General features: G+C 67.3%; 11 protein-coding genes. 9 read left to right on the top strand and 2 right to left on the bottom strand.

Annotated elements, in window-relative coordinates; translation table 11 throughout:
* Positions 1-107: 107 nt before the first annotated feature.
* A complete protein-coding gene (locus TS85_RS06335; protein ID WP_044331119.1) occupies positions 108-1,727 on the top strand; it encodes an NAD(P)/FAD-dependent oxidoreductase in 1,620 nt (539 codons plus the stop codon).
* A 221-nt stretch (positions 1,728-1,948) separates the two neighbouring features.
* On the opposite strand, the gene TS85_RS06330 is transcribed toward TS85_RS06335, so the two are convergent.
* Positions 1,949-4,021 carry a M13 family metallopeptidase gene (locus tag TS85_RS06330; protein WP_227698699.1) on the bottom strand — a complete coding sequence of 691 codons (2,073 nt, stop codon included), beginning with the start codon at positions 4,019-4,021 and terminating at the stop codon, positions 1,949-1,951.
* A 125-nt stretch (positions 4,022-4,146) separates the two neighbouring features.
* On the opposite strand from TS85_RS06330, the gene TS85_RS06325 reads away from it, so the two are divergent.
* The 8 genes from TS85_RS06325 (at position 4,147) to TS85_RS06290 (ending at position 11,375) form a co-directional block, all read left to right on the top strand.
* A complete protein-coding gene (locus tag TS85_RS06325; protein ID WP_044331114.1) occupies positions 4,147-5,748 on the top strand; it encodes a carboxyl transferase domain-containing protein in 1,602 nt (533 codons plus the stop codon).
* A gap of 140 nt (positions 5,749-5,888) precedes the next feature.
* The gene (locus TS85_RS06320) at positions 5,889-6,245 is read left to right on the top strand and encodes an endonuclease domain-containing protein (RefSeq protein WP_044335986.1); all 357 of its coding nucleotides are present in this window, start codon (positions 5,889-5,891) and stop codon (positions 6,243-6,245) included.
* Between the two features lie 37 nt (positions 6,246-6,282).
* Positions 6,283-6,762: a nuclear transport factor 2 family protein gene (locus TS85_RS06315; protein ID WP_044331112.1), complete on the top strand. Its 480-nt coding sequence runs from the start codon at positions 6,283-6,285 to the stop codon at positions 6,760-6,762.
* Positions 6,759-7,067 (top strand): DUF3088 family protein, encoded by a 309-nt coding sequence (locus TS85_RS06310; RefSeq protein WP_044335984.1) that lies wholly within the window; start codon positions 6,759-6,761, stop codon positions 7,065-7,067. Before TS85_RS06315 ends, TS85_RS06310 begins: the two co-directional genes overlap by 4 nt.
* A 124-nt stretch (positions 7,068-7,191) precedes the next feature.
* Positions 7,192-9,087, top strand: coding sequence for an acetyl/propionyl/methylcrotonyl-CoA carboxylase subunit alpha (locus TS85_RS06305; RefSeq protein WP_044331111.1), 1,896 nt, complete (start codon positions 7,192-7,194; stop codon positions 9,085-9,087).
* 139 nt (positions 9,088-9,226) lie between these two features.
* On the top strand, positions 9,227-9,694 hold the full coding sequence (locus TS85_RS06300) for a GNAT family N-acetyltransferase (protein ID WP_044331109.1): 468 nt from the start codon (positions 9,227-9,229) through the stop codon (positions 9,692-9,694).
* Complete coding sequence (locus tag TS85_RS06295; protein ID WP_044331107.1) at positions 9,694-10,149, top strand: MaoC family dehydratase; 456 nt, start codon at positions 9,694-9,696, stop codon at positions 10,147-10,149. Before TS85_RS06300 ends, TS85_RS06295 begins: the two co-directional genes overlap by 1 nt.
* Positions 10,146-11,375: a flavin monoamine oxidase family protein gene (locus TS85_RS06290; protein ID WP_044335981.1), complete on the top strand. Its 1,230-nt coding sequence runs from the start codon at positions 10,146-10,148 to the stop codon at positions 11,373-11,375. The genes TS85_RS06295 and TS85_RS06290 overlap by 4 nt, the downstream gene beginning before the upstream one ends.
* On the opposite strand, the gene TS85_RS06285 is transcribed toward TS85_RS06290, so the two are convergent.
* Positions 11,360-12,829 carry a flavin-containing monooxygenase gene (locus tag TS85_RS06285; protein ID WP_044331105.1) on the bottom strand — a complete coding sequence of 490 codons (1,470 nt, stop codon included), beginning with the start codon at positions 12,827-12,829 and terminating at the stop codon, positions 11,360-11,362. The two genes, TS85_RS06290 and TS85_RS06285, sit on opposite strands and share 16 nt — an antisense overlap.
* Between the last annotated feature and the right edge of the window lie 29 nt (positions 12,830-12,858).

Genomic DNA, 12,858 nt, shown 5'->3' with positions numbered 1-12,858 from the left:
GGGTCGATCCACCCTCCACCGTTCGCCCTGAGCCTGTCAAAGGGCCGATGCTTCGACACGCGCAGCACGAACGGGCTCTTTGTCGTCATCATGCTCTAGGCTCCCCCATGCTTCGCCTTTCCGGACTCGCCCTGCCGCTCGACCATGATCCCGCCGCGCTCCCGGTGGCGATCTGCGCACGGCTGGGGATCGAGCCCGCCGCGCTGCTGCGCTTCGAAGTCTATCGGCGCGGCAACGATGCGCGCAAGCGTACCGCGATCCTGCTCATCTACACGCTCGACGTCGAACTGGCGGACGAAGCCGCGGTGCTCGCCGCGCATGAAGGCGACAAGGATGTCCGCCCCACCCCCGACATGGCCTATCGCGCCCCCGCCCACGCGCCCGATGGCTGGGCCGGGCTGCGGCCCGTAGTCGTCGGTGCAGGGCCGTGCGGGCTGTTCTCGGGGCTGATTCTCGCGCAGATGGGGTTCCGCCCGATCATCCTCGATCGCGGCAAGATCGTGCGCGAGCGCACCAAGGACACCTGGGGCCTGTGGCGCCGCGCCGAGCTCAACCCGGATTCGAACGTCCAGTTCGGCGAGGGCGGTGCGGGCACCTTTTCCGACGGCAAGCTCTATTGCCGGGTCAAGGACCCCCGCTTCCTCGGCCGCAAGGTGCTGGAAGAGTTCGTCAAGGCCGGCGCGCCCGACGACATCCTCTGGGAAGCGCACCCCCATATCGGCACCTTCCGCCTCGTCACGATGGTCGAGGCCATGCGCCGCACGATCGAATCGCTGGGCGGCGAATATCGTTGGCAGACGCGCGTCGACGATCTGGAGCTCGAGCGCCTGCCCGATGGCAGCCAGTCGCTCCGCGGGCTCCACCTCGACGATGGCAGCTTCCTCGAAGCGGATCATGTCGTGCTGGCAGTCGGCCACAGCGCGCGCCCGACCTTCGAGATGCTCCACCGTCGCGGCGTGCATATCGAGGCCAAGCCCTTCTCGATCGGCGTCCGCATCGAGCATCCGCAAAGCTGGGTCGATCAGGCGCGCTATGGCAAATGCGCGGGCCACCCCGATCTCGGCGCCGCCGCGTACAGCCTCGCGCACCACTGCGAGAATGGGCGCACGGTCTACAGCTTCTGCATGTGCCCCGGCGGTCGCGTAGTGGCAGCCACCTCCGAAGAGGGCCGCGTCGTCACCAACGGCATGAGCCAATATTCGCGCGCCGAATTCAACGCCAATTCGGGGCTGGTCGTCGGCATCGACCCCGCGCGCGATTATCCCGAGGGGCCGCTGGCGGGGATCGAATTCCAGCGGAAGTGGGAATCGCTCGCTTATGTCGCGGGGGGCTCCAGCTATTGGGCACCCGGCCAGCGCGTCGGCGATTTCCTCGCCCGCCGCCCCTCGACCGCGCTCGGCGAAGTCACCCCGTCGTACAAGCCCGGCGTGACGATGACCGACCTGTCGGAGTGCCTCCCCGCCTTCGCGGTGGAGGCGATCCGCGAGGCGCTGCCCGCCTTCGGACGCCAGATCGCGCGCTACGACCATCCCGACGCCGTGATGACCGGGGTGGAAACGCGCACCTCCTCCCCGATCCGCATCACCCGCGGCAAGGATTTCCAGAGCCTCAACACCGCCCGGCTGTTCCCGGCAGGCGAAGGCGCGGGCTATGCAGGCGGCATCCTCTCCGCCGCGATCGACGGGATCAAGGTCGCGGAGGCAGTGGCGGCGAGCATCTTGCGCTGAGCGGCTCACGCGGAGCGTCCAAGAAAGAAGATTTTTTCTCGCACAAAGACGCAAAGCCGCAAAGCAGAAGAACGGCTCTTCTTCTCTTAGCGCCTTTGCGTCTTTGCGCGAAAAACCCTTCTTAAGATAGCTTCACACAAAGCCACAAAGGCACGAAGACAAAAGAACAATTCTTCTCCTTCGTGCCTTCGTGTCTTTGTGTGAGAAACCTTCTCAAACCCTCACCAAACCTTCACCCGCTTCTCCGGCGCCAGATACAGCTTCTGCTCCGGCTTCACCGCAAACGCCGCATACCACCCGTCCAGATTCCGCACCGTCTGCGCGCGAAAACGGTCCGGCGCATGCGGATCGCTCGCGATCCGCGCGCGCACCATCTGCTCGCGGTTCTTCGCGCGCCAGCTCTGGGCAAAGGCGAGGAAGAAGCGCTGGTCGCCGGTCAGCCCGCCGATCACCGGCGCGGGCTTGCCGCCCAGCGAGGCGCGATAGGCGTCATAGGCCGCGCTCAGCCCCGCGACGTCGGCGATATTCTCCGCCAGCGTCTGCCGACCGTTCACGTGCAGGCCCGGCAGCACCTCATATGCATCATATTGCGCGACCAGCGCCTGCGCGCTTGCCTCGAACCGGTCGAGATCGGGCTTGGTCCACCAGTTGCGCAGCCGCCCGCTCGCGTCGAAATCGGCGCCGAGATTGTCGAAGCTGTGGCTGATCTCATGCCCGATCGTCGCGCCGATCGATCCATAGTTGGATGCCGCGTCGGCGCCGGGATCGTAGAAGGGCGCCTGAAGGATCGCGGCGGGGAAGTTGAGTGCGTTCTGGAGCGGCAAATTGACCGCATTGACCGTCTGCGGCGTCATCCACCATTCGCCGCGATCGACCGGCTTGCCGATCTTGCCGATCTGGTGGCGATATTCGGCCAGTTCGGCGCGGCGCAGATTGCCCACCGGATCGTCGACCTTGACCTCCAGCCCGGCATAGCTGCGCCACGTCTCGGGATAGCCGATGCCGACACGCATCGTCTCGATCTTCCGGCGCGCCTCCGCCTTGGTCGTGTCCGCCATCCAGGGAAGCTGCGCGACGCGCGTATCGAACGCTTTCAGGATGCCGGACACCATCGTCTGGATATCGGTCTTGGACGATGCCGGGAAATAGTCCTTCACGTACAGCTGGCCCATCGCATCGCCCAGCCATTGGTTGACGCTGCCGATTGCCCGCTTGTCGCGCGGGCGCTGTTTCTGCTGGCCGCTCAGCGTGCGGTTGTAAAAGTCGAAATGCGCCTGGTCGAACGCGGCGGGAAGCACGCTGGAGACTTCGTTGAGCCGATGGAACATCAGCCAGTCCTGCCACGTCTGGAGCGGCTCGCTCGCGACCAGCTTGGCGATGCCGGCGACGGCGGCGGGCTGCCACACGATGAAATCGTCCTGCGCGCCCAGCCCGGCGGCGTTCCAGAACGCGCCCCAGTCGATCCCTGGCGCATACGCCGCGAAATCGGCCTTTTTCCAGGCGTTGTTCGCCTTGTGCGCGTCCTGGCTCGTGAGGATGTCGGCATGCGCCTGCGCGATCCGGCTCTCCAGCGCGAAGATGCGCGCGGCGCGGGCATCGGGCTCGGTGATATTCGCCTGGCTCAGCAGCTTGCCGATATAGGCCCTGTACTGGTCGCGGACCGTCGCCATTTCGGCCTTGGGCGACAGATAGTAATCGCGCTCGGGCAGCCCGAGCCCGCCCTGGAGCAGATAGGGGACGGTCGTGTCGGGCCGGTCGAACGCCTGGCTGACGAACAGCCCGAACAGATTCTCGGTCTCGAAATTGGTGGCGTTGAGGGGGTCGACATCGGCGCGCAGATTGGCGCCCAGCATCGTCGCAAGCTGGGTCTTGTCGTTCAGCCCCGCGATCGCATCCATCTCGCCCGCCAGCGGGGCCAGCCCGCGCTGCTCGATCGCGGCGGTATCGGTATAGGCATTGTACCAATCGGCGATGCGGCGGGTGTCGGTGCCGGGCGCGGCATTGGCCTTCAGCGCCGCCTGGATGATCGCGGTGTTGTTCGCCTCGGCCTTGTTGAACACTTCGAGGAAGTTGCCGGTGCCCGATCGGTCCGCCGGGATTTCGGCACGGGCGCGCCAGCCGCCATTGGCATATTCCTCGAAATCATCGCCCGGCTGCACGCCCTTGTTGAGCCCCGCCAGATCGACTCCGATCCCCGCGCCGGCCACCGTAGCGGCGCCATTTCCCCCCGTTTCGGCAGGGGTGCATGCGCTGGTCGCCAGAAGCGCTGCGAAGAGCATCGCGCGTGTGTTCAAGCTTCGTCTCCGAACCCAGGTTTCGACGGCATCGGCTACACCCGCGGGCAACCGGGCGCCAGTGCCTTCCAAACTCGGGTCGCCGCGTATAGGCGTGGGGAAAGAAGCTGAGAGGATTGGATTTCATGAGCGCACCCGTGCTCGATACGAGGGTCGCGGCAGACAGCGACGCCTTCCGCGCCAACGCCGCGCATAACCGCGCGCTCGCCGATCGCCTCCGCAGCGACGTGGCACAGGCGGCGCTGGGCGGGAGCGAAGCCTCGCGCGAACGCCACAGCGCGCGCGGCAAGCTTCTCCCGCGCGAGCGCGTCGAGCGGCTGCTCGATCCCGGCGCGCCGTTCCTGGAAATCGGCCAGCTCGCCGCGAACGGCCTGTACGGCGACGAAGTCCCCGGCGCGGGGCTGATCGCCGGCATCGGGCGCGTGTCGGGCCGGATGGTGATGATCCTGTGCAACGATGCGACGGTGAAGGGCGGGACCTATTTCCCGATGACCGTGAAGAAGCATCTCCGCGCGCAGGAAATCGCCGAGGCGAACCGCCTGCCCTGCATCTACCTCGTCGACAGCGGCGGCGCCAACCTGCCGCACCAGGACGAAGTGTTCCCCGACCGCGACCATTTCGGCCGCATCTTCTTCAACCAGGCGAATATGTCGGCGCTGGGCATCCCCCAGATCGCCTGCGTGATGGGAAGCTGCACCGCGGGCGGCGCCTATGTCCCCGCGATGAGCGACGAGAGCATCATCGTCCGCAATCAGGGCACGATCTTCCTCGCCGGCCCGCCGCTGGTCAAGGCCGCGACCGGCGAAGTCATCAGCGCCGAGGATCTGGGCGGCGGCGATCTCCACGCGCGCACCTCGGGCGTGGTCGATCACCTCGCCGAGAATGACGAGCATGCGCTGACGATCGTCCGCGACATCGTCAGCCACCTGCCCGCCGACGCTACGCCCGACGTCAAGCTGCTCGACCCGCGCCCGCCCCGCTATGCGGCGGAGGAACTGTACGGCATCGTGCCGCAGGACGTGCGCGCGCCCTATGACGTCCACGAAGTCATCGCCCGGCTGGTCGACGGCAGCGAGTTCCACGAGTTCAAGGCATTGTACGGCCCCAGCCTCGTCTGCGGCTTCGCGCAACTCTGGGGAATGCCCGTCGGGATCATCGCCAATAACGGCATCCTGTTCTCCGAAAGCGCACAAAAGGGCGCGCATTTCATCGAGCTGGCGTGCCAGCGGCGCATCCCCCTGTTGTTCCTCCAGAACATCTCGGGCTTCATGGTCGGCGGCAAGTATGAGGCCGAAGGCATTGCGAAACATGGCGCAAAGCTGGTGACGGCAGTGGCGACCGCGACCGTGCCCAAGATCACGGTGCTGATCGGCGGCAGCTTCGGCGCGGGCAATTACGGGATGTGCGGGCGGGCCTACAGCCCCCGCTTCCTGTTCAGCTGGCCCAACAGCCGCATCTCGGTGATGGGCGGCGAACAGGCGGCGAGCGTGCTGGCCACCGTCCATCGCGACGCGGAGACCTGGACGCCCGAGCAGGCCGAGGCGTTCAAGGCCCCGATCCGCCAGAAATACGAAGACGAAGGCAACCCCTGGCACGCCACCGCGCGGCTCTGGGACGACGGCATCATCGACCCGGCGCAAACCCGCGACGTGCTCGGGCTGGCGCTGGCAGCAACGCTGAACGCGCCGATCCCGGAGCGCCCGGCGTTCGGGGTGTTCCGGATGTGAGGGGCGCGAAGGACATTCCTCCCCGGAACGGGGAGGGGGACCGCCCCGCGCAGCGGGGTGGTGGAGGGGGCCCACGCCAGCCCGAGGTTCTTCGCGCGCCGATAAAGCACGTCAAGAAAGCCCGCGCCGAGCGCAGCAGAATGCTCCTTCCCGAAGTCCTGCTCTGGCAAGCGCTCCGCAAGCGCCCCGGCGCTTTCAAATTCCGCCGCCAGCACCCCCAGCTCGAATACCAGCTCGACTTCGCCTGTCTCGAAACCCGGCTGGCGATCGAAGTCGATGGCGAAGCGCACGCGCGGGGGACGCAGCCCCAGCGCGACGCTGTCCGCGACGAAAGGCTGGCGGCACTTGGCTTCGCCACCCTCCGCATCCCCGCCGCAGAAATTCTTCGCGACCTTGACGCAGTAATCACCGGCATCGTCACCGCCTGCCGCGCGCGGAGCCCCCTCCACCACCGACCTGCGGCCGGCGGTCCCCCTCCCCGTTCCGGGGAGGAATGATAGAGTTCGCGTCTTCGGCCCTTACTAAGGAACCCCCATGCTCCCCCTGCTCCTCGCCCTCGCCCTGCAAACCACCCCCGTCGCCCCGATCGTGAAGGGCACCGCGCTGCCCCCGCCCGCATCGGAGGAGGCAGAGGTGCTCGCCCCCATCACCGCGCTGTTCGCCGCGATCACGACACGCGACGCCACGACGGTGGAGCCCCTCCTCCTCCCCGGCGGCGCCGCGATCATTGCGACCGAAAAGCCCGACGGCAGCCGCAGCATCACCCGCACCCCTTGGCCGCAGTTGCTCGCGCGCTTCACCCCCGGCGCCGAGCGGCTGGAGGAACGGATGCGCAGCCCCGCGATCGAGATCGACGGCGACATCGCGATGGTGTGGGGCGATTATGTCTTCCTGATCGACGGCAAGGTCCATCATTGCGGGGTCGACCATTTCGACATGGTCCGTGAGAATGGCGCGTGGAAGATCGCCAACGTCAGCTGGACCTCGCGCACCACCGGATGCCCGGCGCAATGAGCCGCGACACGCTGTTCCTGCTCGATCCCGACTGGGCCGATCCGGCGCTGGGCGGCGCGCGGCATTTCTATTGCAAGGAATGCATGATCGTCGAAGGGCTGCTCGCCACCTTCCCCGATCGCGCCGCGAAGCTGAACGTCGTCCGCCTCCCCTGGCCCCGCCCCCGCGCCGCCGTGGTCGCGGCGTTGGGCGAGGCGAACCAGAACCTGCCCGCGCTCGTCTGGGACGGCGGCTTCGCGAACGAGATCGAGGGGCTGCTCGCCGCGCTCGCCACGCGCCACGGCTTCCCCGAACGCCACCCGTGAGGCGCTGTCCTACACGCCCATAATGTGCCTAGGCTGGCCGCATGACCGCCCAACCCCACGCCATTATCTTACTGCCCAATATGCGCGAGTTTCGTGAAGTTTCCGCGTATCCGGAGAGGCCAACATGTTGAAATCGCTACTGATTGCCAATCGTGGCGAAATCGCCTGCCGGATCATCCGCACCGCTCGGGCACTCAATGTCCGCACCATTGCCGTGTATTCGGACGCCGACTCGAACGCTTTGCATGTTCGGCAGGCGGATCAGGCCGTGCATATCGGCCCCAGCCCGGCGCGCGACTCCTACCTCGTCGCCGAGAAGATCCTCGCCGCCGCCCGCGAAACCGGGGCTGAGGCGGTTCACCCCGGCTATGGCTTCCTGTCGGAAAATGCCGATTTCGCGGAAGCCGTGCTCGACGCCGGCCTCATCTGGGTCGGCCCCCGCCCCGACAGCATCCGCGCCATGGGGCTGAAGGATGCCGCCAAGTCACGCATGATCGCCGCCGGGGTGCCCGTCACCCCCGGCTATCTCGGCGAGGACCAGTCGCCCGACCGCCTCCAGGCCGAAGCCGACGCGATCGGCTATCCCGTGCTGATCAAGGCCGTGGCGGGCGGCGGCGGCAAGGGGATGCGCCGCGTCGAGCGCGCCGCCGACTTCGCCGACGCACTGGCAAGCTGCCGCCGCGAAGCCGCCTCGTCGTTCGGCGACGACCGCGTGCTGCTGGAGAAATACATCCTGTCGCCCCGCCACATCGAAGTGCAGGTGTTCGGCGACACCTTCGGAAACGTCGTCCACCTGTTCGAGCGCGACTGCTCGCTCCAGCGCCGCCACCAGAAGGTGATCGAGGAAGCCCCCGCCCCCGGCATGGACGAGGCAACCCGCGAGGCGATCTGCGCAGCGGCGGTCCGCGCGGCGAAGGCGGTGGACTATGTCGGCGCGGGCACGATCGAATTCATCGCCGACGCCAGCGAGGGGCTTCGTGCCGACCGCATCTGGTTCATGGAAATGAACACGCGGCTCCAGGTCGAGCATCCAGTGACCGAGGAAATCACCGGCGTCGATCTGGTCGAGTGGCAGTTGCGCGTGGCGAGCGGGGAGGCGTTGCCGAAGCGGCAGGAGGAGTTGGAGATCGACGGCTGGGCGATGGAGGCTCGGTTGTATGCGGAGGACCCGGCGAAGGGTTTTTTGCCGAGCCCAGGGCCCGTGGACCTGATGAACGTCCACTACGACGCACGATTGGAAAGCGCCGTGGAAGAGGGAGATCGCGTCAGTTCCTTCTACGATCCCATGATTGCCAAAATCGTGGCGCATGGTGAAACACGCGAAGCGGCGCGCTCTCAGCTGATTAAATACCTCAACACAAGCTTTGTCGGGCCGCTCCGAACCAACAAGGCATTTCTATACGAGTGCCTTTCGCTTGATGCCTTCGGGCGCGGTGAGATCGACACAGGTCTTATCGAGCGAACCGGCGAGACACTCACTCGCCGCGCTGAACCATCCGAAAAAGTACTGGAAAGCGCGGGCCGCCGCTTTCGCCGCGACTGGCTCGATGGCACCGAGTGGAAACAACGCCCTTTCAAGGAAGGGCTGTTTGGCTTCCGCCTTAACGGCAGCTCTCGCGTCGAGTTGACGCTCTTCGAATCAGGGAAACGCTATTCTTGCTCTATCGCAACGGCCGACACGGATACGGGTCTCGCTTCCGACCTCGACCGTGACGGCACTCTGGTGGTCACAGAACGGGGTGAAACCTACTTCTTTACGACCCGGGAAACCACAGGCTCTGCGGCGGGCCATGCAGGCGACGGCGCGATCCTCGCCCCGATGCCCGGCCGCATCACCGCCGTAGACGTCACCCCCGGCGCCACCGTCACCAAGGGCCAGCGCCTCGTCACGCTGGAGGCGATGAAGATGGAGCACAGCCTCACCGCCCCGTTCGACGGCATCGTCGCAGAACTGAACGCGGAAGCCGGCACGCAGGTCAGCGAAGCCACACTGCTGGTCCGCATCGAGAAGAGCGAATGACCACGCCTCACCCCCGCGCTCCCCTGCGAAAGCAGGGGCCCAGGGCCACAAGCCGCACCGCCCGCGACTCTGGCCCCCTGCCTGCGCAGGGGAGCGAGCGCGCGAATACACCCCCCATCCCCGCGAACAGGCCCCACCCATGACGCTCACCCTCCGCGACGCCACCCCGGCGGACCTCCCCGCGATCGTCGCGCTGCTCGCCGACGATGCGGTGGCCCATGAGCGTGAGGACCCCAGCCTCCCCCTCGACCCGGCCTATCGCGCCGCGTTCGACGCGATCGATGCCGATCCCAACCAGCGGCTGATCGTCGCCGAGCTCGACGGGGCGGTGATGGGCACGATGCAGCTCAGCTTCCTGCCCGGCCTGTCCTTCCGCGGCGCGTGGCGCGGCCAGATCGAGGCGGTACGGGTCGCCACGGCGCTGCGGGGCGGCGGGCATGGCAGCGCGATGATCGACTGGGCGGTCGCTGAGTGCCGCGCGCGCGGCTGCAACATGGTCCAACTCACCTCGCACCGCACCCGCACCGACGCGCACCGCTTCTACGAACGGCTGGGCTGGGACCGCAGCCATATCGGCTTCAAGCTGCATTTGACGGAGAACCACTGATGGCGGGCCGCTTTTACGACGAATGGCGGGTCGGCGACCGGATCGAGCATGATCTGCGCCGCACCGTGACCGAGACCGACAATCTGCTGTTCTCGACCATGACCCACAACACCCAGCCGCTGCACCTCGACGCAGAGGCCGCGCGCGCGAGCGAGTTCGGCCAGATCCTCGTCAACGGCACCTTCACGTTCAGCCTGATGGTCGGGATCACGGTGGGCGACACGACCGCCGGCACGCTGGTCGCCAATCTCGGCTATGACAAGCTGGTGATGCCCAGCCCGGTGTTCATCGGCGACACGCTGCGCGCCTCGACCGAAGTGATCGACATGCGCCCGAGCAAGTCGCGCCCCGGCCAGGGCATCGTGACCTGGCGGCATCAGATGCACAACCAGCGCGGCGAGACCGTGTGCGAATGCCTGCGCTCGGCGCTGCTGCGGAGCCGCCCGCAGGCATGACCGCCCCCGAAATCATCGTGATCGGCGCCAGAGCCGCAGGCGTCGCCGCCGCGCGCACGCTGTCCGATGCGGGCAAGGCAGTGCTGCTGGTCGAGGCTAGCGACCGCGTGGGTGGGCGCGCGCACACCGTGCATGTCGCGGGGATGCCGCTCGATCTGGGCGCGGGCTGGCTGCATTCCGCCCAGCATAACCCGTGGGTGAGCATCGCCGAGGCGAGCGGCTTCGCCGTCGACCGCACGCTGCCGCGCTGGCGCAACCAGTGGCGCGACCTGGGCTTCTCCCCCGCCGAGCGCGCGGCTGCGGGGGCGGCGTACGAGACCTTCGACCGCCGGATGCGCGACGCCCCGCCCCCCAGCGACTGCGCCGCCGACGCGATGGCGCCAGATGGCGAATGGAACGGCTATCTCGACGCGATCAGCGGCTTCATCAACGGCGCGTCCAACCGCGCCGTCTCGATCACCGACTATCTCGCCTATGACGACGCCGCGACCGAGACCGATTGGCGCGTGCCCGACGGCTATGGCGCGCTGGTCGCCGCCCATGCGCGCGGGCTGCCGATCGCGCTCTCGACGCCGGTGACCGCGATCGACACCAGCGGCACGCGGCTGCGCGTGGAGACTCCGCGCGGCACGATCGACGCGGGCGCCGCGATCGTCACCGTCTCGACCAATGTCCTTGCCAGCGGCGCGATCCGCCTCCCCACGGCGTTCGACCCGGCGCTCCACGCCGCCGCCAGCCTGCCGCTGGGGCTCGCCGACAAGCTGTTCCTAGCGCTCGACGACGCCGACGCGATCGAGCCGAACGCGCATCTGCTGGGCAACCCGCGCGCGGCGGTGACGGGCACCTATACGCTGCGCCCCTTTGGCCGCCCGGTGATCGAGGTGATGTTCGGCGGCGAAGGCGCGGAAGCGATGGCGGCGGAGGGGCTGGACGGCGCGACGGCTTTTGCGATCGACGAATTGTGCGGCCTGCTGGGCAAGGAATGGCGCCCGCGACTGCGGCTGCTGGCGGGGTCGGCCTGGGGCCGGACCGACTTCATCCTGGGCGGCTACAGCCACGCGCTGCCCGGCTGCCGGGCGGCACGCGCAGCGCTGGCGGCACCGGTCGACCCGCGCATCCGCTTTGCCGGGGAGGCGTGTTCGGCAAATGAATTCTCGACGGCGCACGGCGCGTACAAGACAGGAGTCGATGCGGCGCGGGCGCTGCTCGGTCAGGCGGCGGCGTGATCGGGATGCGGCAAGGGGTTGGAAAATTCCATCTCCTCGTCGATCGACCCATAGTTGAGCGCAAGCACGTCGCGCAGGTAATTCTGGTGCAATCTCCAAGGCTTGCGTGCCCCCTGACGCGGCAGCGCGCCGGCGGCACGGGTGACATAGCCCGAAGTGAAGTCGAGAAACGGCATCGCCTCGACCGGGGCGCCGACCCGAGGCGTGACCTGCCGCATCCCGCGCTTGCGCATCGCATTGAGCAAGCGGGTGACATAGGTCGCGGTCAGATCGGCCTTCAGCGTCCAACTGGCATTGGTATAGCCGAACGAAAGCGCGAAATTGGGCAGATCGGCAAACATCATGCCCTTGTAGGTCATGGCCTTAGCGGTCTCGAATGCCACCCCGTCGACAGTGATCGGCACGCCGCCCAGCAACTGGATCTCCAGCCCGGTCGCGGTCACCACGACATCCGCTTCCAGCGCACGCCCGGAGGCAAGCAACAGGCCGGTCGGCGTGAACCGCTCGATCGTGTCGGTGACGACCTCCGCCTTGCCAGCGCGGATCGTCGCGAACAGATCGGCGTCGGGCACGAGGCACAGGCGCTGGTCCCACGGATTGTAGCTTGGGGTGAAGTGGGTGCCGACATCATAGTCTGCGCCAAGCTCGCCGCGGACCATCTCCACGATCCGAGCCTTCGCCTTCTCCGGATGCCGCCGGGCGAGTCCGAAGAAATACTGCTGGACCAGCACATTCTTCCACCGCGTGAGGGCATAGGCCGCCTTGGCGGGGAGCACGCGGCGCAGGCCGTTGGCGATCGCATCGGTCGAGGGGCGCGCGACGATATAGGTCGGCGAGCGCTGGAGCATCGTGACGTGCGCCGCCTGCTTCGCCATTTCCGGGACCAGCGTAACCGCCGTCGCGCCGCTGCCGATAATCACCACACGCTTGCCCGCATAGTCCAGGTCGTCGGGCCAGAATTGCGGATGGACGATCCGCCCGGCGAATTCCCCGGCCCCGGCAAAGTCGGGCGCATAGCCCCGGTCATAATTATAATAGCCGCTGCACAGGAACAGGAACGCGCAGGTGAACACCCGCTCCACTCCGTCCTGCTCCGCGACCACCGTCCAGCGCGCCTCGCTGGTCGACCAGGACGCCCGCGTCACGCGGTGCGAGAGCCGGATATGCCGGTCGATCGCATTCTCGCGCGCGGTCTCGTCGAGGTAGCGCAGGATCGACGGACCATCGGCGATCGCCTTGGCGTCGGTCCACGGCTTGAAGCCGAAGCCGAGCGTATACATGTCCGAGTCCGACCGGATTCCCGGATAGCGGAACAGGTCCCACGTCCCACCCAGCCGCGCGCGACCCTCGAGGATCACATAGCTGCGGTCGGGACTGTTGGCCTGGAGGTGATAGGCGGCGCCGATGCCGGAAATCCCAGCGCCCACCACCACCACGTCGAAATGCTCGCTCATCGGCCTCTCCCGTCCCCGATTGCTTACAA

The sequence above is a fragment of the Sphingomonas hengshuiensis genome (assembly GCF_000935025.1).
Taxonomy (GTDB): domain Bacteria; phylum Pseudomonadota; class Alphaproteobacteria; order Sphingomonadales; family Sphingomonadaceae; genus Sphingomonas; species Sphingomonas hengshuiensis.
The sequence above is the reverse complement of the archived record's forward strand: the minus strand, read 5'-3'. Positions and strand labels throughout refer to the sequence as shown.